Here is a 25,483-nt window from a genome sequence, read left to right as displayed (position 1 = left end):
CTTTTCAGGTTCCACCCATTCGCATATTTGGGCTATCGCTCACTTTGCCGTTTTCGCCCTTTACCGATGGAGTCCTAAGATGAAGAAACTCGTGCTTCTTGGCGCACTGGCACTGTCCGTGCTGTCCCTGCCGACTTTTGCCGATGAAAAGCCTGTGAAAATCGGCATCGAAGCGGCTTACCCGCCGTTCGCCTCCAAAGCGCCGGATGGCAGCATCGTCGGTTTCGACTACGACATCGGCAATGCGCTGTGCGAAGAAATGAAGGTCAAGTGCGTCTGGGTCGAGCAGGAATTCGACGGCCTGATCCCCGCCCTCAAGGTGCGCAAGATCGACGCCATCCTGTCGTCCATGTCCATCACTGACGACCGCAAGAAGTCCGTGGACTTCACCGGCAAGTACTACAACACCCCGGCGCGTCTGGTGATGAAGGAAGGCGCTGAGCTCAGCGACGCCTTGACTGAACTGAGCGGCAAGAAGATCGGCGTGCAGCGCGGTTCGATCCACGACCGTTTCGCCAAGGAAGTGCTGGCCCCGAAAGGCGCCACCATCGTTCCCTACGGCACCCAGAACGAAATCTACCTGGACGTGGCCGCCGGCCGCCTCGACGGCACCGTGGCCGACGCCACCTTGCTCAGCGACGGCTTCCTGAAAACCGACGCTGGCAAGGGCTTCGCCTTCGTGGGCCCGGCCTTCACCGACGCCAAGTACTTCGGCGACGGCATTGGCATCGCGGTCCGCAAGGGTGACGCACTGAAAGACAAGATCAGCGCCGCCATCCTGGCCATTCGCGAGAACGGCAAATACAAGCAAGTCCAGGACAAGTACTTCGATTTCGACATTTACGGCAAGTAAACCGTCGCAGCGACAAGTCCTAAATGGCGCAAGCAACAGGATTTCTGAGGTTTGCGCCATTTTTTCATCCCAACTTCCGAGGACCTGAATCATGTTGAAAGGCTACGGGGCTGTCATCCTCGATGGCGCATGGTTGACGCTTCAGCTCGCCTTGTCATCCATGGTTCTGGCCATTGTTCTGGGGCTGATCGGGGTCTCGCTACGCCTGTCGCCCGTGCGCTGGCTGGCCTGGCTGGGCGACCTGTATTCCACCGTGATCCGCGGCATTCCCGACCTGGTACTGATCCTGCTGATCTTCTACGGCGGCCAGGACCTGCTCAACCGCGTGGCGCCGCTGCTGGGTTTTGACGACTACATCGACCTCAATCCGTTGGCCGCCGGTATCGGCACCCTGGGGTTCATCTTTGGTGCGTACCTGTCGGAAACCTTTCGTGGTGCCTTTATGGCGATCCCCAAGGGGCAGGCCGAAGCGGGCCTGGCGTATGGCATGAGCAGCCTGCAGGTGTTTTTCCGGGTCATGGTGCCGCAGATGATTCGCCTGGCGATCCCCGGTTTCACCAACAACTGGCTGGTGCTGACCAAGGCCACCGCGCTGATTTCCGTGGTGGGCCTGCAAGACATGATGTTCAAGGCCAAGCAGGCGGCAGATGCCACCCGCGAGCCGTTCACCTTCTTCCTTGCAGTGGCGGCCATGTACCTGGTGATTACCAGTGTCTCGCTGCTGGCATTGCGTCACCTTGAGAAGCGCTACTCGGTAGGCGTAAGGGCGGCTGATCTATGATCTTCGACTACAACGTCATCTGGGAGGCACTGCCGCTGTACTTGGGCGGGCTGCTGACCACTTTGAAACTGCTGGGCATTTCGCTGTTCTTCGGCTTGCTGGCCGCCTTGCCCCTGGGCTTGATGCGCGTCTCCAAGCAGCCGGTGGTGAACATGACGGCGTGGCTCTTCACCTACGTGATCCGCGGCACGCCGATGTTGGTGCAGCTGTTCCTGATCTACTACGGCCTGGCCCAGTTCGAGGCGGTGCGCGAGAGTTTCCTCTGGCCCTGGCTGTCGAGCGCGACCTTCTGTGCGTGCCTGGCCTTTGCCATCAACACCAGCGCCTACACCGCCGAAATCATCGCCGGCAGCCTGCGGGCCACGCCCAATGGCGAGATCGAAGCGGCCAAGGCCATGGGCATGTCGCGCTATAAGCTGTACCGCCGCATCCTGCTGCCGTCGGCCCTGCGCCGGGCGCTGCCGCAGTACAGCAACGAAGTCATCATGATGCTGCAGACCACCAGCCTGGCCTCCATCGTGACCCTGATTGACATCACCGGTGCGGCGCGTACGGTCAACGCCCAGTATTACCTGCCGTTTGAGGCCTACATCACCGCTGGCGTGTTCTACCTGTGCCTGACCTTCATCCTGGTGCGCCTGTTCAAACTGGCCGAGCACCGCTGGCTGGGCTACATGGCCCCACGTAAGGCCTGACCATGGAACGTATCGATCATCCATTGCCCTGGAGCCACTTGGGCAGCGAGCGCAGCCTGTCGGTGTTCCGTTTCGGCCAGGGCGAGCGCAAGGCCTACATCCAGGCCAGTTTGCACGCCGATGAACTGCCGGGCATGCGCACCGCGTGGGAGTTGAAAAAACGCCTCGGCGAGCTGGAGGCCCAAGGCCTGCTCAACGGCGTCATCGAACTGGTGCCGGTGGCCAACCCGCTGGGCCTGGGGCAACTGCTGCTCCACAACCACCAGGGCCGTTTCGAGGCCGGCAGCGGCAAGAACTTCAACCGTGATTTCGCCGAGTTGAGCGAGCCGGTGGCGCAACAGCTCGACGGGCACCTGGGCGATGACCCCCATGCCAACGTGCGGCTGATCCGCCAGGCCATGCTCGACACCCTGGCGGCCCTGCCGCCGGCGGCGACGCAGTTGCAGGGCATGCAACGCCTGCTGCTGACCCACGCCTGTAGCGCCGACGTGGTGCTCGACCTGCATTGCGACGCCGAAGCTGCGCTGCATATGTACGCCTTGCCCCAGCATTGGCCGCAGTGGCGTTCCTTGTCCGCGCACCTGGGGGTAAAAGTCGGCTTGTTGGCCGAGGATTCGGGCGGTAATTCCTTCGATGAAGCCTGCTCGCTGCCGTGGCTGCGCTTGTCGCGGCGCTTCCCTGAGGCGCAGATTCCCCTGGCGTGCCTAGCCACTACGGTGGAGCTGGGCGGCCAGGCCGACACCACCCGCGAGCAGGCTTGCGCCCACGCCGAGGGCATCCTGGCATTTCTCGCCGAACAAGGCTTGATTGGCGGCCAGTGGCCTGCCGCCGCCCACCCGCACTGCGAAGGCATGCCCTTTGAAGGCACCCAATTGCTGTTCGCCCCGCACCCGGGTGTGGTGAGTTACCTGCGCCGGCCTGGGGAGTGGGTCGAGGTGGGCGATGAGATTTTCGAGGTCATCGACCCGCTGGCCGATCGGGTCAGCACCGTGTGCGCCGGCACATCCGGCGTGTTGTTCGCCGTTGAACGGCAACGTTATGCCCAACCCGGTTTATGGCTGGCCAAGGTGGCGGGGCGCGAAGCGCTGCGCCACGGGCGCTTGCTCAACGACTGACTGACTGTTTTTGTGAGAACCGACCGCATGTACAAACTTGAAGTCCAAGACCTGCATAAACGCTACGGCAGTCACGAAGTGCTCAAGGGCGTGTCCCTGAAAGCCGCCGCCGGCGATGTGATTAGCATCATCGGTTCCAGTGGCTCCGGCAAAAGTACCTTTTTGCGCTGTATCAACCTGTTGGAGCAGCCCCACGCGGGCAAGATCCTGCTCAATAACGAAGAGCTCAAACTGGTGGCCAACAAGGACGGTGCGCTCAAGGCCGCCGACCCCAAGCAGTTGCAGCGCATGCGTTCGCGCCTGTCGATGGTGTTCCAGCACTTCAACCTGTGGTCCCACATGACCGCCATCGAAAACATCATGGAAGCGCCGGTGCATGTGTTGGGCGTGTCCAAGGCCGAGGCCCGGGAAAAAGCCGAGCACTACCTGAACAAGGTCGGCGTGGCCCACCGCAAGGACGCCTACCCGGGCCATATGTCCGGCGGCGAGCAGCAACGTGTGGCGATTGCCCGGGCGTTGGCGATGGAGCCTGAGGTGATGCTGTTCGACGAACCGACCTCGGCCCTGGACCCGGAGCTGGTGGGCGATGTGCTCAAGGTCATGCAGGCCCTGGCCCAGGAAGGCCGCACCATGGTGGTGGTGACCCACGAAATGGGCTTTGCCCGGGAAGTGTCTAACCAGTTGATCTTCCTGCACAAAGGCCTGGTGGAAGAAACCGGCGACCCGCGCGAAGTGTTGGTCAACCCGCAATCGGAGCGTCTGCAACAGTTCCTTTCGGGCAGCCTGAAGTAATAGTTCCTGTTGTGCACCCAATTAGGTCATGCTGCGCAGCGCGCGGCCACTGGCCTGGTTGGGTCGCCGTTTTAACCCTGTTTTCGTTTCGGATTGCCCGCCATGACTGCCCATCGAATTGGTTTCCTGATTTGGCCCAGCACTAAAGCCTTGACGCTGGCGCTGGCCGAGGAGGCCTTGCGCGTTGCTCAGCGGGTGCACCCGGATGTGGTCTACCAATTGTCGTTCTTGCAGGCCGAAGCCCCCGGCGAAGGTGCCTGGCAACTGCCGGGCGAGCCCTGGGCCGGCAAGCTCGAAGGCTTGCACAAGCTGTTTCTGTTGGCCGACGAACCGCCCGCCGCCCTGGTGCCTGCGCTCAGCGGCGCGCTCAAGCAACTGGTGCGTGCCGGGTGTGTGATCGGCGGTCTCTCTGCCGGTGTCTATCCCCTGGCGCAACTGGGCCTGCTCGACGGCTACCGTGCCGCCGTGCACTGGCGCTGGCAGGACGACTTTGCCGAGCGTTATCCCAAGGTCATTGCCACCAGCCATTTGTTCGACTGGGATCGCGATCGCCTGACCGCGTGTGGCGGCTTGTCGGTGCTCGACCTGCTGCTGGCGGTGCTGGCCCGCGACCACGGCGCGGAGTTGGCCGGGGCGGTGTCGGAAGAATTGGTGGTCGAACGTATCCGTGAAGGTGGCGAGCGCCAGCGCATCCCCTTGCAGAACCGCCTCGGCTCCAGCCATCCGAAGCTGACCCAGGCGGTTTTGCTGATGGAAGCCAACATTGAGGAGCCGCTGACCACCGACGAAATCGCCCAGCATGTGTGCGTGTCGCGGCGCCAGTTGGAGCGCATCTTCAAGCAATACCTCAACCGAGTGCCGAGCCAGTACTACCTGGAACTGCGCCTGAACAAGGCCCGGCAGATGTTGATGCAGACCAGTAAGTCGATCATCCAGATCGGCCTGTCCTGCGGCTTCTCCTCGGGGCCGCACTTCTCCAGCGCCTACCGCAACTTCTTCGGCGCTACGCCCCGGGAAGACCGCAACCAGCGGCGTAGCAGCAGCCCTTTTGAGCTGTCTTCGGTGCCTTCGGAGCGGGGTTAAGGCTACCGAGCCTGGCTTGCCAGCGATGGCCGCCCCAATATCGTTATCGCGAGCAAACTCGGTGCCTGCTGGGTTGTAAGGCCCTCGCGCCTCAAGCCTCTGACGGCCTCATCGGTTGCGGTGTCAGTGGGGTGCCATCGGCCGCCACAGTCGCTTCTTCCACATTCAGGCTGTTGCCGGTCAGCACATAGTACTGGCGCAAATACTCCAGGCTTTGCTCCGACAGCGGGTTGCCGCTCAGGTCGGAGTCATCGTCCAGCGGCGTAGGCAGTTCCAGGATGTCGGAGGGAATCTCGCGGATCAGGTTGTTGCGCAGGTTCAAGGCTCTCAACTGGCTAAGGCTGAACAGCCCCGGCGGGACTTCGGTCAGGCCCGTGTGGCCGAGGTAGAGGGTGGTGAGCTTGTGCATATGGCTCAGGTCGGGGGTGCGGCCCAGCGGGTTTTCCTCCAGGTCGAGGAACTCCAGGTTGCTCATGCCGCTTAACGCATCGGCGCTTGAGGCGCTGAGGTGGACATCGCAGTCATCCAGGCCCAGGACGATCAGCCTCGGTGTGTTCAGCACCACTTGCGGCACATCGCGCAGGGCGTAGCCGCTGATGCTCAAGCTGTTGAGGTGCGGGAAAGACTTGAGAAACGCACTGACGTCCATCCCGGATTTGTCCCCCACCAACTCCAGCTCGGTGATGGCCTCGAAACGGGCGCCTACCTGTGGCAGGTCGCCCATGACGTGGGTGTCGATCAACAGTCGCTGGGGGTTCATGGCGTCCTGGGGCGGTTCGCGGTGCCAGCAACGCTGCAATTGTGCCTTAAAAGACAGGCGCCGGACTTGTTCCGCGGCGCGGCTCTGTTCGTCCAGTGGGGTGCCGTGCAGAGGGTGCTGCAACGGTACGTCCAGCGCCCATTGCGAAAGATCGGCGTCGAGCGTTTGTGCTTCGGTTTCCAGGCGCGTCAGGTGCAGGGAGATGTCGTCCAGGGTACCCGGCAGTTGGAAAAGCACGCCGTTGATGTCGTCGTCCGCGAGCGTGGGGTAGAGCATGCGGGCGCGCGCTTGGTCCTGGGGCGGGGCGTCGGCCCCCAGGTGTACGCGGTTGGCCTGGCAGTAGCTTTTTATCTTCTCCAGGGTCGCTGCTGACAAGGGGTTGGCGCTAAGGTCCAGCCCTTGGGTGGCCGCGGCGGGCATGGCAAAGAGTTCGTCGGGCACTTGGGTGATGGCGTTGCGGTTCATCTTCAGGGTCAACCTGGGCAGGGCGTCTTGCAGCGTGGTGCTGATCTCGTTGAGCCCGGTATTTTGCAGGGAGAGCTCGATCAGATGAGGCATGCGCGCCACATCCGGCAGCAGGCCAATGGGGTTGTCGTCCAGATGCAGGCGTTGCAGATGCGGCAACCCGGCCAGGGCTTGCACCGATTGCGCAGTCAGTTCTATGGCGCCCTTGTTCAGGCTCAGCCCCCGTAACCGTGACAGTTGGAAAACACTGGGCGGGATGCTCCCCAACAACAGGTTTTCCGTGTTCAGGCGCTCCAGGGCGGTGAAGTTGCCGAGCAGGTTGGCGATCTGCACGGCGGTGCCATCGCCTTTGAGCGTCAACGTCGAAACGTGCCCCAAGGCGGCGTGCAGTTCGGGCAATGGGCCCGTGGCCGAGAGGTCGAGGGCCAACTCGTGGGTGGGGGGAGAGCCCAGGCTGTCGGGGTCCAGCGCGGTTTCTCGGCGCCAGCAGGCCTGGAGTTCGTTCTTGAAGGCCAACCGCGCGGTGCGTGTTGCCTCGCTGGCGTTCGGGTCGCTGATCCAGGGGCTCAAGTCGTTTTCCAGTTGTGCGTACTCCACCTCCAGGCGCGCCAGCTCGATGGTCCCCATTTCCAGGTTGCCGGGCAGGCCGTAGATAAAACGGTTGATGTCCTGATGGCCGAAGGTGGGATACAGGGCCTGGACCTGGGCTCGGTCGGCGGCGGGGGCGTCGGCTTCCCAGTATTGGCCGGTTCGATGGCAGTAGGCTTTGACTTGTTCCAGCGTCGCACGCGACAGCGGGTTGTTGCCCAGGTCGAAGCGCTCGCTGGTACGCGTTGGCAGGTCGAACAGTGCGGCGGGCAACTCTTCGATCCGGTTGTTGGAGAGGATTGCTGTTTGCAGGTGCGGGCGGTTGCTCAGGCCGGGCGGGAACTGGGCAATGCTGGTGCCCTCCAGGTCGATGTATTCCAGGTCTGGCATGTTTTCCACGCTAGGGGTCAGGTGTAAGGGGTTGCTGAACAGGTCCAGGGTTTTCAGGCGTGGCATGGCCGTCAGTCGGCGCTGGCTGTCGGCGGTGAGGGTGATGTTGCACTCACTGAGCACCAGCTCGTTGAGGGTGGTCATGTCGAAGACTGCGGGCGGCAGCTCGCCCAGGGGAATGCTGCGGATGGCCAAAAAGCGCAGCCGTGGAAATCCCTGCAAGAAGGCATTGAGGTTGCCCAGAGGCAGGTTGTTGCCTTCCAGGGTCAAGTGGGAGATGTACTCGAACCTTACGCTGAGCAGCGGCAACTCACTTTCCAGCGAAGTCCCCAGGTGCAGGGTGCGGCCATTGCGCGTGGGCGGTTCGTAGTAGTCGTCGAGCGCGGTTTCATGGCGCCAGGCGCGCCGCAGCTCCTGGCCCCAGAGCCGGCGGGTCTGGCGTTCGTAGGCATGTTGCTGTTGGCGCAGTTGCAGGTTGGGGCCGAGGGAGGGGCGGCGCACGTTGTTTTCCCACACGGCAATGTCCTGATCCAGGGTCAGGTATTCGTGTTGCAGGCTGGCCAGTGCCGACTGAGCTCCGCCGGGTACGCGGCGCAAATTGACGCTTAGGTCGCGGATCTGTTCCGGGGACCAGGCCGGGAACAACTGATGCACTTGCTGCTCCAGGGACGGGCCTTGGCTTGGCCCTGGCGTAGGTGCGGCACGGTAACCTTCCATTCCGCCGGGCAGGCGCATGAGGCGTGGGTCATAGGTCGGCTTGCGCACCGGTTCTGCGGCCAGCAGGGCGCGCAGGCGCGTACGGTCGATGGCGTGTCGGATGATGCCCTGCTTGAGCTGCGGGCCTTGGGCGATGTGGATTTTCAGGGCATCACGCGCGGCATCGGGCAAGGCCTGGAGAATTGCGGTGTACAGGTCGGTCTGGCCAAACAGCGGGCCCTTGGCGTCGGCTGGGATGTAGTGGCCGTCCTCGGTGGCGATCAACAGCCGCTGCACGGCCCCGTAAGGATTGCCGATGATCTCGCGGTTGCGGCCGCCGGCCGAGTATTGCTTGACTTGAATGCACACATCTGTGGGCCAGCCCGGCAGTTGCTGCAGAGAATGCAGCGCCAGCCTATCGGTGTCGGGGTTGTCCACACTCGCCAGGTAGAGCCCCTCGTAGGCGCGGCTGATGCGTACTTCAAGGCGTGCCCAGCGGGCGAGTTCGACCAGGTGCGTGGGCACGCGCCCGGCGTCGATTTGCTTGAGGTCAGCGGCGCTGGCGTTACTCAGCAGCTCCTCGGCGGCGCTCAGGGGCAGGCCCGGTGTGGTGTCGATAAGGGTCGTCAGCCTGGGGTCCTGGGTGTATTCCTGGGTGCGGTAACGTGAATCGAACAGCGATGTCCGTTTGCCCTGGGCCAGGCTGGCGAGCCGCTTGCGTAGCTTTTGCGTGCGCGCTTGCAGCGAGGTTGCTGGGTAGCCGAATTCCTCTTCCAGCAGCACCTTGCGCTCCGGTTCGCTCAGGCTTTGCAGGACGGTGGACAAAAACTCGCCATTGTCCAACTGAGCCTCGTGGATCTGTACCACGCTGGCGTCCGGGTCGCCGGCCAGTTCCCAGGCGGTTTTTCCCTGGCCGTCGAGAAAGCGCAGGGTCTTGCTGCGCGGCAGCAGGCCATAGTGGCTGAGCAGCATGACCTGGGTCTGTTTATCGGCTAAGGCATACACCGCCGGGTCGTCGCTGTTGAGCTGGGCGATGAATTCCCCCAGGGCCTGGTCGATCACAAAACGCTTGTGGCTGTCTTTGAGCAGCGGCGGCATTGGCTCTTGATTGAGGTGCAGTTTGCGCAGTGCATCGGCGTCGGTGGCGCTGATGTGGCGCACTTGCGCCAGTTGGCTGTCGCTCAAGCCGTCCGCGTGGTAGCCCAGGCGCCGCATCAGGGTGCTGTCATTCCACGCCAGTGGGTTTTCCTCGGTGCCCAACCAGGCGCCTTCACCGTTGCCGCGGGCGAGGGGGCGGTAGGCTTCGGGGCGCAAGGGGTGGAGCAGGTGCGGACGGGCGCTGGCTGGGTCCGGTGCGACCACATAGTGCTTGCCGGCCAGGGGCAGCACCTGTTGCCCGCGCAAGGTGTGCAGGCCCTGGGTGTCGGGGCGCGAGTGCTTGGCCAGTTGCAGGTCATGGGCGTAAGGGCTGAGGTCCGGTTGCCACAAACGGGTCTTGCCGTCTGTCGAGGTGACCGGTTTGAGTCGGTCGAAAAACGCCCACAGCTGGGGCGAGAGCGTCTTGCGCAACACGTCTTCGGCCAGGGGCAGGCCTGTGGCGAACAAGCCGAGCTGAACCAGTTGCTCGGCGATCGACATCAGGTGTTCGAAGGCTTTGCTGCGTTGGCCTTCGGCCCAGTCGACAATGCCTTCGATGGTCTCGTCCAGCAGTTGGTAGGCGCTGTAGCCGAGCATCAACAGGCCCATGGGTGGGACAAAGGGCGTCGCGATGAACGCTGCGACCTCCAACAGGCCGCTGGCGATTTTCGCCACAGCGTCCCAGCGCCGCCAGCGTGCCTGCTGGTCAGCGCGGGCGGTGGCGACGGCGATGCTCTGGGCGTCGTTTATCAGGGCATTGAACTGAGCCTCATACAGATGTTTGAACAACTCGTCGTCGAACTTCACGGCCCTCAGTTGCAGGTTGGGGCGCTCGATAGGTTCTTCGCGCCATGTCGGCAGCGGGTCGCCCGGGGAATGGGGATGCCAGGTGATGGCGCTGAGGCGGTTGTTGAGGTCGGCAAAAAAATGTGGGCGTATCGAATGCTCCACAAAACGGCTGAAAAACTTCTGGTACTGCGGTGTGCGCAAGCGGGCGAGCAGGTCTTGCATGAAGTCGGCGCTGGACGGGTAGTGCTTGAGCGGGTGCTGAGGGTCTTCAGGGATGTAGGCGATCACCGGCGCTACGCCCTGGCTGTGCTCAAGGTCCGGGGCGAACAGCACGATGCCGGTCATCCTCGCCGACATCAGGTACAGGTCGTGGCACAACAGGGGTTCGCAGCCTGCTTCCAGAGGGGGCGTGCCGTCGAGCAAGAAGTGCAGCGATGAATAGGTGCTGGCAGGAATGTCGTTTTTCATCAGTGCCATCTGCAGGGCGACCTTCAGGGCCGCCACTTGGCTGTCGCGCACTTTGCCGCGTAGGCGCGCGTCGGCCACGGGGTTGTCCAGCCCCAGGTATTGCTTGAGGTAGCGCTGGTACTGGGCGCCGATGTCCAGCTCCCGGCACAGGCGGGCGAAGGTTGGCACACTGAGCCGCGCATTGATGGCCGAGAGGCTCTCGAACAGGCCGTTGGCGTCGGGGCGGCTGATGAACCGGGAGTTGGGGTCGTAGGCATCGGCCAGGGTCTCGGCCTGCTCGAAGTTGTGCAGCGCCGCATCGCGCAATGACAGGGTGCGCACTCGGCTGGCGTTGGCGGCGATCGAGAAGGCAGAAAGCGGCGCCGCCACGTAGAGGCGCAGGTAAATGGTCGCCACATCCTGCTCGATACCGAAGCGACTTTTCAGGGCCAGTTGCAGGCGCTCGCTGGCGAAGTCCTCGGGGCTTTGCAGGTCTTGCAGGGCCTTGTCGACCAGGTTCTGTGTGGTCCAGGCCTGGGCGATCAAGGGTTTGAGTTGCCGATGCTGCTCGCCCGAGGCACTGGCGTACCAGTCGGCAATAACCACTGGCGCGGCTTTGAGCGCGGCCTGCTTATGCGCTGAGGCCTCGCCCAGCCATTGGGGAATGGCGTTCTGAAGAATCTCGCGGTGCAGGTCGCGAAAGCGCACGGGGGGAAGGGGGGGAAGAGACATGAGGTCGTCCTTGTCAGGTAATGAATATGGGGAGTGGCAAGCGGCAGGCTCATCCGTGATGTCTTGCCGCTTGAAGCTCGCCGCTTGCCGCTAAAAACCTATTCCTCGATCGGCTGTACGACCGGGTCGACGATGACGCCGGCCGTGGGGTCGCCGTAGTTGGGGAACTGTTCGGTGCCCAGGTTGATTTCCATCGGGTTGCTCAGGTTGACGTTCAACTGCACGCCGGTCTGGCGGTAGTAGTGCTTGAGCCGTGTCAGGCTCTGTTCGGACAGAGGGTTGCGGCGCAAGTCAAAGTTCTCGCTGACCTGGGCGGGTATTTCGAAGAGGTCGTCAGGGATTTCGCTGATGTTGTTGTTGCTCAAGTCGGCTTTCTGCAAGCCCTCGATGGTCAGCAGGCCCTTGGGGATTTCGGTGGTGCCAGTGTTTTGCAGCGACAGCTCTATCAGTGCGCTCATTTTGCTCACGTCCAGCGTTTGGCCGAGGCGGTTGTGGCTCAGGTCCAGGTACTCCAACTGTTCAAGCTCGGCTAGCCAACCGGCAGTTTGTGGCGTAAGCCGCAGGGAGCAATGCACGATGTCCAGGGCCACGAGGTTGCCCAGCCTTGAAACGGCGCTCGGTACCACGTCCAGTTGGAGGTTGTGTAGGTACAGGTTGTCCAGGTTGGGAAAGAGGGCCAGGAAGCGATCGACTTCCAGCAGCAGGCCATTACTGTGCAACGAGAGGTAGGTGACGTGGCTGAAGTCCGCCGTGAGTGCGGGCAGTTCGCCCATGATCGATAGGCTGGCGGAGAGCATGTGGCCGGGTACCAGGAGGTCTGTGTCCTCGCTGTCACGCTCGCTCAGGCGCCGCCAGCATATTTTGAGCTGATTAGAAAACTCCAGGCGCAGGGCCTGTTGTTGGGCAACTTCTGTGGCGCTCAACGCCCGCCCAAGGACCAAATGGTCGCCTGGCACCGCGACGGTCCAGGCTTGCAAGTCGTCCCCCAGTTTTTCGAACTCGGCCTCTAGGGCTGTCAATGCCTGGCGGGCTCCTTGAGTGTCGCCGGGCAAACGATAGAAGAAGCGGCTGGCGTCGTTCTGGGTGAACTTGGGGTAAAGCGCTTGAACTCGTTGTATATCGGGCATCGCGGCCTCGACCCCGAAATTGTGCCCGGTGGCTTGAAAGTGTGCGCGGATACGCTGGCGCACGGCTTCGGGGTAAGGGTTGTTGCCCAACTCCAGCTCATCGGCGAACGTCAGGTGGTTGCTGAACAGCGCAGGCGGCAACTGCTGCAGGTTGTTGTTGCGAAGCCGTGCGCTAATCAGCCGTGTCCGGCTAAGCAAACCGTTGGGCAGTTCGCGGATGTGCGTACGGTTTAGATCCAGGTACTGCAGGTTGTCCATGGCGCTGACATCGGGGGACAGTTCAAGCGGGTTGCCGAACAGATCCAGGATCTCCAGCCCGGTCAGGGTCGCCAGTTGCCCGCGGGTGGCGGTGGTCAGTTGCAGTTGGCAATGGGTCAGCAGCAACTCCTTGAGCTGGGGCATGTGCTCGAGTGCGCCGGGCAGAGTGCCCAGCGCAATGCTATCGAGCTCCAGGCGATGCAGGTTGGGGAACCGCAGCAGTAACCCATGGGCCCCCAGCGTGGCATTGTTGCCTTTGAGCGCCAGCACCGTGAGGTGGCTGAAGTCGCAGGGGAGTTGCGGCAATTCGCCGATGAGGTCCTCCGAAAAACGCAGCTCCAAGTGCTGTTGGTCGTGGAGGAACTCATGCTGGACGTTTTGCCGCCAGGAGGCTTTGACCTTGGCCATGAAGCGGCGTCGGGTGAGTTGTTGCAGCACCCGTTCGCTGTCGCTGATGAGCTTGGCGGTGATGGGGTGTTTTTGGGGAGGGGTGACAACCCACTTGGCCAGCGTTGCGGTGAGTTCGGCAAACTCCTGCTCTAGGCGATCCAGGCTGGCCAGGGCGCCGGCCGAGGTGGATTGCAGGGCATACAAGAAGGCCTGAATACGCTGGCGGCCGAAACTGGGGAACAACTGTTTGGCTCGCATTTGCAAGGCCGTGTAGCCAACGCTCAGTTGGCCGTAGCCTTCCATGCCACCGGGTAGGCGCATCAAGTCCGGGTCGTATGCGGGTTTGCGGATGGGCTGCTGCTCCAGCAACTGGCCCAGGTTTTCGCGATCCAGCGCATGGTCGCGCAAGCTCTGGCGCAGACGCTCGCCCTGGCCGATGTGCAGGTCCAGGGCGCGGCGGTGCTCGTCCGGCAAGGCTTGCAAGATCGCATCGTGGAACTCGCTGGCGGCGTGCAGGGTCTGGCCCCGGTCGTCGTAAGCCTGGTAGCGGCCATCGTCCAGGCGCACCAAAACCTTCTGGACACTGGCCTGAGGGGGGCCGATACGATCGCTCAGGGCGCCGTCGAATGAATAATCGCGCACGCTGATGCTGGTGTCGGCCAGCCACCCGGGCAGATTAGGCAACGAATGCAGTGCAAGGCGATGGCTGTCGGTGTTCTCGAATGACTTGAGGTACAACCCCTCGTAGGCGCGCGACACGCGAACCTGCAACAGGGCTGCACGGCTCGCTTCGGTCCAGGAGGCGGGTAAGCGGCCTTGGTCCAGCTCGGTCAGTTGCGCGGCGCTGGCGTTGTGCAGCAGTTCCTCGGCGACGGCGGTGGGCAGGCCGGGTGCGGCGGCGACCAGGGTCTGCACCCGTGGGTCGGTGGAGTGCTCCACGCCCCGGTAGCGTGCTTCAAAAATTGAGGCGCGTTTGTTCTCGGCGGTCTGTGCCAGGGCCTTGCGCAACTGACGCGTGCGGGCCTGGAGGCTGAGGGTGGGGGCGCCGAAGTTTTCGCCGAACAACGCTTTGATTTGAGTGTCATCCAGCGCGCTCAGAACCGCTTGCAGGAAGTGGCCGTTGTTGAAGTGTTCAGTGCTGACCTGGATGACCGGCAACCCGCGATCGGCATTGAAAGTCCACAGGCTATTGCCGTCGGTGTCCACCACGCGCAGCGCCTTGGACTCGGGCCACAAGCCGTAGTTGGTCATCAGGTGCAGTTGGGACTGGATGTCGGCCTGGTGATAGAGCGCGGGGTCGTCGCTCTTGAGCTGCTCGATCAGCGCCTGGATGTCCTTGTCGATGTTAAGGCGCGTGAGCATGTCGGCGAGCAGGGGCGGGGCCGGCTCGTGCTCAACGTGCATCTTGCGCAGCACGTCTTCGTGATAGCCGCTAAAGCGCAGCAGTTCTTCGCTTTCGCTGGCGGTCAGGCGCCCGGCGTTGAGGCCCATGCGCCGCAGCACCGTGCCTCTGTCCCATTCCAGGGGCTGGTCCAGTTCGGTTTGCCAGGCCCCTTGGGCGTAATGGCGCAGTTTGGGGCGGTAGCCGTGGGGGCGTTGCGGGTGCGTGATGCGGTGCTCGCCGGTCAGCGGGTCATGCGTCACCGCGTAGGTTTTGCCCTCAAGGGTCAGCAGTTGCTTGCCCTCGGCCGCGTGCAGCCCGAGGCTGTCGGCCCGGGCACCGGGGGTGGGGCGCAGGGTGGTTTCATAGGGGGCGAGGTCGGGCTGCCAGTAGCGCAGCTTGCCGTCGCTGGCGGTTACTGTCTTGAGCCGGTCGATAAAGGCCTGCACTGGTGCCGGCAGGGCGTCGCGAAAGGCGTCGGCGGCAACCGCCCCGCCTACGCTCAGGGTGCCAAGCTGGACGATGGACTCCACCACCTCCATGAGATGCTCGAACGCCTGCTGCCTCTGGCCCTCGGCCCAGTCGACGACAGATTCGAAGGTGTCATCCAGCAACTGATAAGCCATGTAGGCGAGCATCACCTCGCCAAGGAGTGGCACGAACGGTGCCAGCAGCATCGAGGCTGCGTTGAGCACCGAACTGGCAATTTTCGTGAAGGTGTCCCACAAGGCCCAGCGCACTTGGCTGTCGACGGTTGCAGTGGGCACGGCGAGTACCCGGGCGTCGTTGAGGATCTTGTCCAGCTTGCTGTGATGCAGGTGCAGCCACAGGTCTTCGCGCACGGCGAGGGCCGACAGTTGCAGGTTCGGCCGCTCAATGGGTTCGGCGCGCCACGAGGGCAGTGGGCTGCCGGGCACATGGCGATGCCAGGTGACCCGGCTCAGGCGCTGTTGCAGGCCCGCAAAGAACGGCGGGCGGTCCTGCTGGGCGACGAAACGGCTGAAAAAATGCTGATAGTCGGGCTCACGTAGTTGGCGAACCAGTTCTTCGGTGAACGCCGCTGCGGACTCATATTCGCGGAGCGGGTGCGCCGGGTCGTCGGGAACGTACGCCACGATTTTGAGCACTTGATCGTGCTGTTCAAAATCGGCACCGAACAGCACGATCCCGGTCAACCTGCTGGACATGATCGCCAGGTCGTGATGGCACAGAGGCTGACCATCGAGGGTGACGTCCGGGTGGCCGTCGAGGTAGCGGCGCAGGGCGTGAAAACTGTCCTGGCTGATTTCGTTTTGCATCCGTGCCAGGTGCAGCGCGGCCTTTAGTGCGGCTTTCTGGCTACGGCCGACGCTGGCGCGCAGGGTGGCGTTCAGCGTCGCATCGGTCACGCCCAGCTGGCGTTCCAGGTAGGCCTGGTAACGCTGACCAATGTCCAGCGCCCTGCACAGGCGGACGAACGCGGCGATCGGCAGGCGCTGCTTGATGCCTGGGAGAATGTCGTACTGGTTGAGCCGGTCGGGCTCACTGATGTAGTCGGAGTGGGCGTCGAACGCGTCTTCCTCGGCTTCGTCGGCTTCAAAGTTATGCAGGGCCGCCGCCAGCAGTGACACCGTCCAGGTACGCGTGGCGCCGGTTGGGATGGGGAAGGGCTCGGCGGTCGCCGGAATGTACAGTTGCAGGAAGGTGCGGCGAACGTCCAGATCCAGCCCGTGCTGGGCCTTGAGCGCGGCGATGAGCAGGGGTTCGGCGAAGGCGTTGATGTCCTGTACTTGGGCCAGTAGTTCGTCGACCTGGTTTTGCGCGCTCCAGTGGGCGTTGTTGAGTTGCTGCAACTGCTGGTGTTGGTCAGGCGTTGCGCTGGCGTGCCAGGGCGGCACCTGCGTGCGGGCACGGGCCAAGGCCTGGCGCCGGGCCGGCGGGGCATTGCGCAGCCAGTCGGGCACCGCATCCAGTAGTAAGTGGTAGTGGGATGGCGCGTGCAGGGGCGGGGCGCTGGTCCCGAGGTCCGGTGTGTGTGGGTGAGGCATTGTTCAATCCTTGTCGTGCCTGGAGGGGCGACTAGGAAAGCAAAGCGCTATCGGACAGGGGCGCTACATAGTTATCGGGAAGGCCTGCGCGCTTGAAATCAAATCCCCCGGCGCTGCCTATAAAGGCGGCGGGCAGTTTAAACTGCGCCTTTGCGACGCTATATGTCGCATTGCCGTAAACCCGGGGAAAACCGGGGTTCGCGCTATAAGAAGTTGTCGCTTGGCGGCAAGGCCGGGCTGAAAACTGTCCTTACAATCCCTTTCATCGCTCGCCAGTTCCAGGCGAGTGTTCCTTACCAGGAGACTCCGATGTCCGTTGAGCACGCTGCGGTACAACGCGCCGATTTCGATCAGCTTATGGTTCCCAACTACGCCCCTGCCGCGTTCATCCCCGTGCGTGGCCAAGGCTCGCGCGTGTGGGACCAGTCCGGCCGCGAGCTGATCGACTTCGCCGGCGGCATCGCGGTGAACGTCCTGGGCCACGCCCACCCGGCGCTGGTCGGTGCCTTGACTGAGCAGGCGAACAAGCTGTGGCACGTGTCCAACGTGTTCACCAACGAGCCGGCCCTGCGCCTGGCCCACAAGTTGATCGACGCGACCTTCGCCGAGCGCGTGTTCTTCTGCAACTCCGGCGCCGAAGCCAACGAAGCAGCCTTCAAGCTGGCGCGCCGCGTAGCCTTCGACAAGTTCGGCGCAGAAAAATACGAAATCATCGCCGCCCTCAACAGCTTCCACGGCCGCACCCTGTTCACCGTCAACGTCGGTGGCCAGTCCAAGTACTCCGACGGTTTCGGGCCGAAAATCACCGGTATCACCCACGTTCCGTTCAACGATCTGGCCGCCCTCAAAGCCGCCATCTCGGACAAGACCTGCGCCGTAGTGCTGGAGCCGATCCAGGGCGAAGGCGGCGTGCTGCCGGCCGAACTGGCTTACCTGCAAGGCGCCCGCGAACTGTGCACCGCCCATGACGCGCTGCTGGTATTCGACGAAGTGCAGACCGGCATGGGCCGCACCGGCGAGCTGTTCGCCTACCAACACTACGGCGTGACGCCGGACATCCTCACCAGCGCCAAGAGCCTGGGCGGCGGTTTCCCCATCGCCGCGATGCTGACCAGCGAAGCGCTGGCCAAGCACCTGGTGGTCGGCACCCACGGCACCACTTACGGCGGCAACCCGCTGGCATGCGCGGTGGCGGAAGCGGTGATCGACGTCATCAACACCCCGCAGGTGCTCGCTGGGGTCAAGGCCAAGCACGCGCAGTTCAAGGCGCGCCTGGAACAGATCGGCGAGCAATACGGCCTGTTCACCCAGGTCCGTGGCCTCGGCCTGCTGTTGGGCTGCGTGCTCAGCGATGCCTGGAAGGGTAAGGCCAAGGACATCTTCAACGCCGCCGAGCGTGAAGGCCTGATGATCCTGCAAGCCGGCCCCGATGTGGTGCGCTTTGCCCCAAGCCTGGTGGTGGAAGAGGCCGACATCGAAGAAGGCCTGGCCCGCTTCGAGCGCGCCGTGCAAAAGCTCACGCAAGCCTGATAGACCTTTCGCTGCCCGGGCAACCGGGCAGCGAAACCCATTTTTTGTGCCGGGCTGCCACACCGTATCTGGGTTGAACCAGGTCCATGGCCCGGCATTTTTTCCTCTGTAGGTTTTTTCAAGTTAAGGAGTGACACCATGCTGGTGATGCGCCCCGCGCAAATGGCTGATCTGGGCGAGGTACAGCGTCTGGCCGCGGACAGCCCGATTGGTGTCACGTCCCTGCCGGATGATGTCGAACGCCTGAGCGACAAGATCGCGGCCAGCGAAGCCTCGTTCGCCGCCGAAGTCAGCTTCAACGGTGAAGAAAGCTACTTCTTCGTCCTCGAAGACAGCGCCACTGGCAAACTGGTGGGCTGTTCGGCCATCGTCGCCTCGGCCGGCTATTCCGAGCCGTTCTACAGCTTTCGCAACGAAACCTTCGTGCACGCCTCCCGCGAGCTGAAGATCCACAACAAGATCCACGTGCTCTCCCAGTGCCACGACCTGACCGGCAACAGCCTGCTGACCAGTTTCTACGTGGTGCCCGAGCTGGTGGGTTCGCCCTGGTCGGAACTCAACTCCCGCGGGCGGCTGCTGTTCGTCGCCAGCCACCCGGAGCGCTTTGCCGATTCGGTGGTGACCGAAATCGTCGGCTACAGCGACGAGCACGGCGAGTCGCCGTTCTGGGACGCCATCGGGCGCAACTTTTTCGACCTCAACTACGCTGCCGCCGAGCGCCTGTGCGGGCTCAAGAGCCGCACCTTCCTCGCCGAACTGATGCCGCACTACCCGATCTACGTACCCTTGCTGCCCGACTCGGCCCAGGAGGCCATGGGCCAGGTGCACCCGCGGGCGCAGATCACCTTCGACATCCTGATGCGCGAAGGCTTCGAGACCGACCACTACATCGACATCTTCGACGGTGGCCCGACCCTGCATGCACGGGTGTCGAGCATCCGTTCCATCGCCCAGAGCCGTGTGGTGCCGGTGAAAATCGGCGAGACCGGCAAGGGCGGCACCCGGCCTTACCTGGTTTCCAACTGCCAGTTGCAGGACTACCGCGCGGTGTTGCTGGAGCTGGACTGGGCGCCGGGTAAACCCGTGACCCTGGATCTGCAAGCCGCCGAGGCCCTGGGCGTCGGCGAAGGTGCCAGCGTGCGCCTGGTGGCGGTTTAACGCCTTTACAGCAGCGAGTTTTACGGGTGGTCGCCAGCGACGGCCCGTTTGAGGAGAAAGCATGATCGTTCGTCCCGTACGCAGCAGCGACCTACCGGCGCTGATCGAGCTGGCCCGCAGCACCGGCACCGGCCTGACCACCTTGCCGGCCAACGAAGAACGCCTGGCCCACCGGGTCGGCTGGGCCGAGAAGACCTTTCGCGGCGAAGCCGAACGCGGCGACGCCGACTACCTGTTCGTGCTTGAAGACGATGACGGCCGGGTCGTGGGCATCTCCGCCATCGCGGGCGCCGTGGGTCTGCGCGAGCCCTGGTACAACTTCCGGGTCGGCCTGACGGTCAGCGCCTCTCAGGAACTGAAGATCTACCGCGAAATCCCCACCCTGTTCTTGGCCAACGACCTGACCGGCAACTCCGAGCTGTGCTCGCTGTTCCTGCACGCCGACTACCGCAGCGGCCTCAACGGCCGGATGCTGGCCAAGGCGCGGATGCTGTTCATCGCTGAGTTCCCGCAGTTGTTCGGCAATAAGATCATCGCTGAGATGCGCGGCATGTCCGACCCGGCCGGCCGCTCGCCGTTCTGGGAAAGCCTGGGCCGGCACTTCTTCAAGATGGAATTCAGCCAGGCCGATTACCTGACCGGCGTGGGCAACAAGGCGTTCATCGCCGAACTGATGCCTAAATTCCCGCTGTACACGTGCTTCCTCTCCGAAGATGCGCGCAACGTGATCGGCAAAGTGCACACCGACACCGAGCCGGCGCTGGCCATGCTCAAAAGCGAAGGCTTCAGCTACCAGGGCTACGTCGACATCTTCGACGCCGGCCCGGCGGTGGAGTGCGAGACCAGCAAGATCCGCGCAGTGCGCGACAGCCAGGCGCTGGTGCTGGCCATCGGTACGCCGGGCGACGACGCCACCCCTTTCCTGATTCACAACCGCAAGCGCGAGGACTGCCGCATCACCGCCGCCCCTGCGCGCTTTGCCGCGGGCACCCTGGTGGTTGACCCGCTGACCGCCAAACGCCTGAAACTCAACGCCGGCGACCAAGTGCGCGCCGTGCCGCTGTCCGCTGCCCGGGAGCCAAAATAATGAATTCGCTATACATCGCCGGCCGCTGGGTCGAAGGCCTGGGCCAGGCATTTGAATCCCTCAACCCGGTGAGCCAGGACGTACTGTGGGCCGGCAAGGGCGCCAGCGCCGAGCAGGTCGAGGTGGCCGTGCAAGCGGCCCGCGAGGCCTTCCCGGCCTGGGCCAGCCGTTCCCTGGACGAACGCATCAGCGTGCTCGAAGCTTTCGCCGCCAGCCTGAAAAACCACGGCGACGCGTTGGCTCGCTGCATCGGCGAGGAAACCGGCAAGCCGTTGTGGGAGTCGGCCACCGAAGTCACCAGCATGGTCAACAAAATTGCCATTTCGGTGCAGAGCTACCGCGAACGCACCGGCGAGAAGAGCGGCCCGCTGGGCGACGCCACCGCCGTGCTGCGCCACAAGCCCCACGGTGTGGTGGCGGTGTTCGGCCCCTACAACTTCCCCGGGCACCTGCCCAACGGCCATATCGTCCCGGCGCTGCTGGCGGGCAACAGCGTGCTGTTCAAACCCAGCGAACTGACGCCCAAGGTCGCTGAGTTGACGGTCAAATGCTGGATCGAGGCTGGCCTGCCCGCCGGCGTGCTGAACCTCTTGCAAGGTGCCCGCGACACCGGCGTTGCCCTGGCGGCGAACCCGGGTATCGACGGCTTGTTCTTCACCGGCTCCAGCCGCACCGGCAACCACTTGCATGCGCAGTTCTCCGGGCGCCCGGACAAGATCCTGGCCCTGGAGATGGGCGGCAACAACCCGCTGGTGGTGGAGCAGGTCGCGGACCTGGACGCGGCGGTGTACACCATCATCCAGTCGGCATTCATTTCCGCCGGCCAACGCTGCACCTGCGCCCGCCGCCTACTGGTGCCGCAAGGCGCCTGGGGCGACAGCCTGTTGGCGCGCCTGGTGGCGGTCAGCGCGAGCATCGAGGTGGGGGCGTTCGACCAGCAACCGGCGCCGTTCATGGGCTCGGTGATTTCCCTGCAAGCGGCCCGCGCCCTGATGGACGCCCAGGCTCACTTGCTGGCTAACGGGGCGCAGGCGCTGCTGGCGATGACCCAGCCCCAGGCCGGCGCGGCGCTGCTGACGCCGGGCATCCTCGACGTCACAGCCGTGGCCGAGCGCCCCGACGAAGAGCTGTTCGGCCCGCTGCTGCAAGTGATCCGCTACGCTGACTTCGACGCGGCAATGGCCGAGGCCAACAACACCCAGTACGGCTTGGCCGCGGGCTTGCTGTCGGATTCCGAGGCGCGCTACCAGCAGTTTTGGCTGCAAAGCCGCGCCGGGATCGTCAACTGGAACAAGCAACTGACCGGCGCCGCCAGCAGCGCGCCGTTCGGTGGCGTCGGCGCCTCGGGCAACCACCGCGCCAGCGCCTACTACGCGGCCGACTACTGCGCGTACCCGGTAGCGTCCCTGGAAACCCCAAGCCTGGTGCTGCCCGCCACACTGACGCCGGGTGTGCGGTTGGTGTAACCCTGTTCCTGTAGCAGCGGACTTGCTCGCTGCCATAGGCAGGGCCCTATAAAAACAGATGTTCGTGGAGCCTCGCTGATGAAATCCTATGAAGTCAATTTTGATGGTCTAGTGGGGCCGACCCATAACTACGGCGGTTTGTCCTACGGCAACGTCGCATCCCAGAGCAACAGCCAGCAGGCCTCCAACCCCAAGGAAGCAGCGCTGCAAGGCCTGGCGAAAATGAAAGCGCTGATGGACATGGGCTTTGTGCAAGGCGTGCTCGCGCCGCAGGAGCGCCCCGACGTGGCCGCCCTACGCAGCCTGGGTTTTGCCGGCACCGACGCGCAAGTGATCGAGCAGGCCGCCAAGCAGGCGATGCCGCTGCTGGTGGCCAGTTGCTCGGCCTCCAGCATGTGGGTGGCCAATGCCGCCACGGTCAGCCCCAGCGCCGATACCGCGGACGGCCGTGTGCACTTCACCGCCGCCAACCTCAACTGCAAGTACCACCGCAGTATCGAACACCCGACGACCAGCCGCGTCCTGGGGGCGATGTTCGCCGATCAGCAGCACTTCGCCCACCACGCGGCCTTGCCGGCGGTGGCGCAGTTCGGCGATGAAGGCGCGGCCAACCACACGCGGTTTTGCCGCGACTACGGCGAGGCCGGGGTGGAGTTTTTCGTGTTCGGCCGCAGTGCCTTCGACAACCGCTACCCGGCGCCGCAAAAGTACCCGGCGCGCCAGACCCTGGAAGCTTCCCAGGCTGTCGCTCGCCTGCATGGCCTGAGCGATGCTGGCGTGGTCTACGCCCAGCAGAACCCGGCGGTGATCGATGCCGGCGTGTTCCACAACGACGTGATCGCAGTGGGCAACGGCGAGGCGTTGTTCTATCACGAGGACGCCTTCCTCCACACCGAGGCGATGCTCAAGGAACTGTCCGACAAACTGGCGGCCCGTGGCGGCCAGTTCAAGGCGATTTGCGTGCCGCGTTCCCAGGTCACGGTGGAGGACGCGGTGCGCTCCTACCTGTTCAACAGCCAGTTGCTGTCGCGTGCCGACGGTTCGATGCTGCTGATCGTGCCCCAGGAATGCCAGAACAACGAACGCGTGTGGAACTACCTGCAAGGGCTGACCGCCGCTAACGGCCTGATTCGCGAGGTGAAAGTCTTCGACCTCAAGCAAAGCATGCAGAACGGCGGTGGCCCGGCGTGCCTGCGCCTGCGGGTGGCCCTCAACGAAACCGAGCTGGCGGCGGTCAACCCCGGCGTCATCATGACCGCGCCTTTGTACGGCTCCCTGACCCAATGGGTGCAGAAGCACTACCGCGACCGCATGAGCGAAACCGACCTGGCGGACCCGCAATTGTTGCTTGAATGCCGCACGGCACTGGATGAACTGACGCAAATCCTTAAACTGGGCGCGGTTTACCCTTTCCAGATCAATTGAAAACCGGCGTGCCAGCCCCTCGGCACGCTGCGTTATCTCCCAAACGAGAGCCTAAAGACATGAGCGATACCCTGCAGCTGATCCTTGAAGACACCGACGGCACCCAACTGCAAACCTCTTGCACCCGCGTGGCGGTGGTGTGGCAGGGCAAGGAAGTCTGGATCCAGCACGACGGCCGCGGCCAATTGCTGATTGGCGTCGATGTGGAAGAAGGCGACGCGGAATACGCCAACCTGCTGCTGCGCCCGCTGGCGACTAACCTGGTAAGCCTGCAACTGGAAATGGAACCGGCCGACGCTGGCGACGAAGACCATGTGCATGGCCCGGATTGCCAGCACGACCACTAAGGAAGTCGTTCTATGCTCGCCCTCGGCAAACTGCTTGAACTGACCCTCGCCGGTCGCGAACCGGCGCAAAAGACTCAACTGACTGTCGACGGTGTGCGTATGCGCTGGCTGAGCGAGGGCGCATTGGAAGTGCGGCCTCCCGAAGCCCGCGACAATGGCCTGGACCTGCTGTTATCGGCGGGCATCCACGGCAACGAGACGGCACCCATCGAGTTGCTCGACCGTCTGTTGCACGCCATCGCCCGGGGCGACCTCAAGCCCCGCGCACGCATTCTGTTCCTGTTCGGCAACCCCGAGGCCATGCGCCGCGGCGAGCGCTATATCGAGCAGGACGTCAATCGCCTCTTCAACGGCCGCCACGAACAAAGCAGTGGCAGTGAAGCCCTGCGTGCCTGCGAGCTGGAACGCCTGGCGAGCACCTTCTTCAGCCTGCCCGAGCGTGGCCGTTTGCATTACGACCTGCACACCGCCATCCGCGGTTCGAAGATCGAGCAGTTCGCCCTCTACCCCTGGAAGGAAGGCCGCACCCATTCGCGCCTGGAGCTGGCGCGCCTGCGCGCGGCCGGCATGCAGGCGGTGTTGTTGCAGAACAAGCCGTCCATCGTGTTCAGCTCGTTTACCTACGACAAACTCGGCGCCGAGGCCTTCACCCTGGAACTGGGCAAGGCGCGGCCGTTCGGGCAGAACGAAGGCGTGGACGTCTCGCGCCTGGAAACACGCCTGCAGCAGATCATCGAAGGCACCGAGCCGCCGCTCGACGGCAACCTCGACGGCTTGCAGCTGTTCAGCGTGGCGCGGGAAATCATCAAGCACAGCGATCAATTCCAACTGAACCTGCCGGCCGATATCGAGAACTTCTCTGAGTTGGAACCCGGCTACGTGCTGGCCGAAGACATCGCCCAGATGCGCTGGGTGGTGGAGGAGGAAGGCGCGCGCATCATTTTTCCCAACCCCAAGGTCAAGAACGGCCTGCGCGCGGGCATCCTGATCGTACCCAACAACGCCGAAACGCTGCTGTAGCAAGCAGGCTTGCTACAGCAAAAAAGGGCAGGTCCGTTATGGGCCTGCCCTTTTTGTGGCGCTCGTGGTGGGGTTAAACCGCTACGGCACGCGGCTCGTTACGGCGCAAGGTGCGGATCTTGTGCAGCGTGTCGGCGCAGGTCTGCGCAGCTTCCTGGCCCTTGTGCACGAAGTGGTCGAAGAAGAACTTCTGGTGTTCTTCGCCCGCGTGGAAGTGGTGCGGGGTCAAGGACACCGAGAACACCGGCACCTCGGTTTCTAGTTGCACCTGCATCAGGCCGCTGACCACGGATTGGGCGACGAACTCGTGGCGGTAGATACCGCCGTCCACCACCAGGGCTGCGGCGACGATGCCGGCATAGCGCCCGGACTTGGCCAGCAGCTTGGCGTGCAGCGGGATTTCAAAGGCGCCGCCGACTTCGAAGAAATCAATGTCACTTTCTTGATAGCCCTGCACCAGCATTTCGGCGACGAAGCCTTTGCGGCTCTGATCGACGATTTCCTTGTGCCAGCAGGCCTGGATAAAGGCGACGCGTTCGCCGTGATGGTGTTTGCTTTTGCTATCGATTGCGGTGGGTTGCATGTTCTGAACTCCTGTTTGTGTGAAAAACAGGGCGATATGAATCGAATGGGATTTCAAGGGTGCGCACGACTTTTCCCTGCCTTGGCAGGATTTGTCTTACGGCCCTTGGGCGCCAATCCCGTTCTCTCTTCATCCGGACTATGACCGTCGGCCCCGGGATCACACCGGGTCTGCTGACCTTGGCACCACTCACCGCAACAGCCGTGGGTGCCGCCAAGCGCTCGCGGGCTATGCGCATTGCGCGCAATTACCGCCGGTGGGGAATTGCACCCCGCCCTGAGAACGTTGCCACCAGCTTTTTCTGGCAGCGGGCAGTTTTTACCATATATTTCCAACAGGTGCATGGGGCGAGGGTGATGAT

At 63.4% G+C, this 25,483-nt stretch carries 16 protein-coding genes and 1 riboswitch; of the genes, 13 read left to right on the top strand and 3 right to left on the bottom strand.

Annotated features, from left to right (window positions below; translation table 11 throughout):
• The first annotated feature begins 79 nt into the window (after nucleotides 1-79).
• The 6 genes from AC19YR_RS00140 to argR all read left to right on the top strand — a co-directional run bounded on the left by AC19YR_RS00140 (nucleotide 80) and on the right by argR (nucleotide 5,319).
• A complete protein-coding gene (locus AC19YR_RS00140) occupies nucleotides 80-853 on the top strand; it encodes an ABC transporter substrate-binding protein (protein ID WP_095108157.1) in 774 nt (257 codons plus the stop codon).
• 91 nt (nucleotides 854-944) lie between these two features.
• Complete coding sequence (locus AC19YR_RS00135) at nucleotides 945-1,634, top strand: ABC transporter permease (RefSeq protein ID WP_095108158.1); 690 nt, start codon at nucleotides 945-947, stop codon at nucleotides 1,632-1,634.
• The gene (locus AC19YR_RS00130; RefSeq protein WP_095108159.1) at nucleotides 1,631-2,329 is read left to right on the top strand and encodes an ABC transporter permease; all 699 of its coding nucleotides are present in this window, start codon (nucleotides 1,631-1,633) and stop codon (nucleotides 2,327-2,329) included. The genes AC19YR_RS00135 and AC19YR_RS00130 overlap by 4 nt, the downstream gene beginning before the upstream one ends.
• A 2-nt stretch (nucleotides 2,330-2,331) precedes the next feature.
• On the top strand, nucleotides 2,332-3,444 hold the full coding sequence (locus tag AC19YR_RS00125) for a succinylglutamate desuccinylase/aspartoacylase family protein (protein ID WP_095108160.1): 1,113 nt from the start codon (nucleotides 2,332-2,334) through the stop codon (nucleotides 3,442-3,444).
• A gap of 27 nt (nucleotides 3,445-3,471) precedes the next feature.
• Nucleotides 3,472-4,236 (top strand): ABC transporter ATP-binding protein, encoded by a 765-nt coding sequence (locus AC19YR_RS00120; RefSeq protein ID WP_095108161.1) that lies wholly within the window; start codon nucleotides 3,472-3,474, stop codon nucleotides 4,234-4,236.
• 102 nt (nucleotides 4,237-4,338) lie between these two features.
• Entirely contained in the window at nucleotides 4,339-5,319 is a 981-nt protein-coding gene (gene argR / locus AC19YR_RS00115; protein ID WP_095108162.1) for a transcriptional regulator ArgR, read from the top strand.
• 91 nt (nucleotides 5,320-5,410) lie between these two features.
• Here the strand turns inward: argR and AC19YR_RS00110 are convergent, their stop codons facing one another.
• Together AC19YR_RS00110 and AC19YR_RS00105 are read right to left on the bottom strand one after the other, a co-directional pair.
• Nucleotides 5,411-11,323: a dermonecrotic toxin domain-containing protein gene (locus tag AC19YR_RS00110; protein WP_500596692.1), complete on the bottom strand. Its 5,913-nt coding sequence runs from the start codon at nucleotides 11,321-11,323 to the stop codon at nucleotides 5,411-5,413.
• Nucleotides 11,324-11,421: 98 nt separating this feature from the next.
• Nucleotides 11,422-16,506 carry a dermonecrotic toxin domain-containing protein gene (locus AC19YR_RS00105; protein WP_500596691.1) on the bottom strand — a complete coding sequence of 1,695 codons (5,085 nt, stop codon included), beginning with the start codon at nucleotides 16,504-16,506 and terminating at the stop codon, nucleotides 11,422-11,424.
• A gap of 309 nt (nucleotides 16,507-16,815) precedes the next feature.
• On the opposite strand from AC19YR_RS00105, the gene AC19YR_RS00100 reads away from it, so the two are divergent.
• From AC19YR_RS00100 to astE, 7 genes are all read left to right on the top strand, one after another.
• Nucleotides 16,816-18,036: an aspartate aminotransferase family protein gene (locus AC19YR_RS00100; protein WP_095108165.1), complete on the top strand. Its 1,221-nt coding sequence runs from the start codon at nucleotides 16,816-16,818 to the stop codon at nucleotides 18,034-18,036.
• 138 nt (nucleotides 18,037-18,174) lie between these two features.
• Complete coding sequence (gene aruF / locus AC19YR_RS00095; protein WP_500596689.1) at nucleotides 18,175-19,194, top strand: arginine/ornithine succinyltransferase subunit alpha; 1,020 nt, start codon at nucleotides 18,175-18,177, stop codon at nucleotides 19,192-19,194.
• A 61-nt stretch (nucleotides 19,195-19,255) separates the two neighbouring features.
• On the top strand, nucleotides 19,256-20,281 hold the full coding sequence (astA, locus tag AC19YR_RS00090) for an arginine N-succinyltransferase (RefSeq protein ID WP_095108167.1): 1,026 nt from the start codon (nucleotides 19,256-19,258) through the stop codon (nucleotides 20,279-20,281).
• The gene (astD, locus tag AC19YR_RS00085) at nucleotides 20,278-21,747 is read left to right on the top strand and encodes a succinylglutamate-semialdehyde dehydrogenase (RefSeq protein ID WP_500596857.1); all 1,470 of its coding nucleotides are present in this window, start codon (nucleotides 20,278-20,280) and stop codon (nucleotides 21,745-21,747) included. Before astA ends, astD begins: the two co-directional genes overlap by 4 nt.
• 78 nt (nucleotides 21,748-21,825) lie before the next feature.
• Nucleotides 21,826-23,172, top strand: a complete 1,347-nt coding sequence (gene astB, locus AC19YR_RS00080) for an N-succinylarginine dihydrolase (protein WP_095108169.1) — start codon at nucleotides 21,826-21,828, stop codon at nucleotides 23,170-23,172.
• A 59-nt stretch (nucleotides 23,173-23,231) separates the two neighbouring features.
• Nucleotides 23,232-23,519: a topoisomerase II gene (locus AC19YR_RS00075; protein WP_095108170.1), complete on the top strand. Its 288-nt coding sequence runs from the start codon at nucleotides 23,232-23,234 to the stop codon at nucleotides 23,517-23,519.
• Nucleotides 23,520-23,531: 12 nt separating this feature from the next.
• Nucleotides 23,532-24,539, top strand: a complete 1,008-nt coding sequence (gene astE / locus AC19YR_RS00070; protein WP_500596687.1) for a succinylglutamate desuccinylase — start codon at nucleotides 23,532-23,534, stop codon at nucleotides 24,537-24,539.
• Between the two features lie 73 nt (nucleotides 24,540-24,612).
• Here astE and AC19YR_RS00065 read toward each other — a convergent pair whose 3' ends face one another.
• Entirely contained in the window at nucleotides 24,613-25,122 is a 510-nt protein-coding gene (locus tag AC19YR_RS00065; RefSeq protein ID WP_095108172.1) for a 6,7-dimethyl-8-ribityllumazine synthase, read from the bottom strand.
• 116 nt (nucleotides 25,123-25,238) lie between these two features.
• Nucleotides 25,239-25,410: riboswitch (FMN riboswitch) on the bottom strand.
• Nucleotides 25,411-25,483 lie beyond the last annotated feature (73 nt).

The organism is Pseudomonas sp. MF08817 (genome assembly GCF_059862705.1).
The sequence above is the reverse complement of the archived record's forward strand: the minus strand, read 5'-3'. Positions and strand labels throughout refer to the sequence as shown.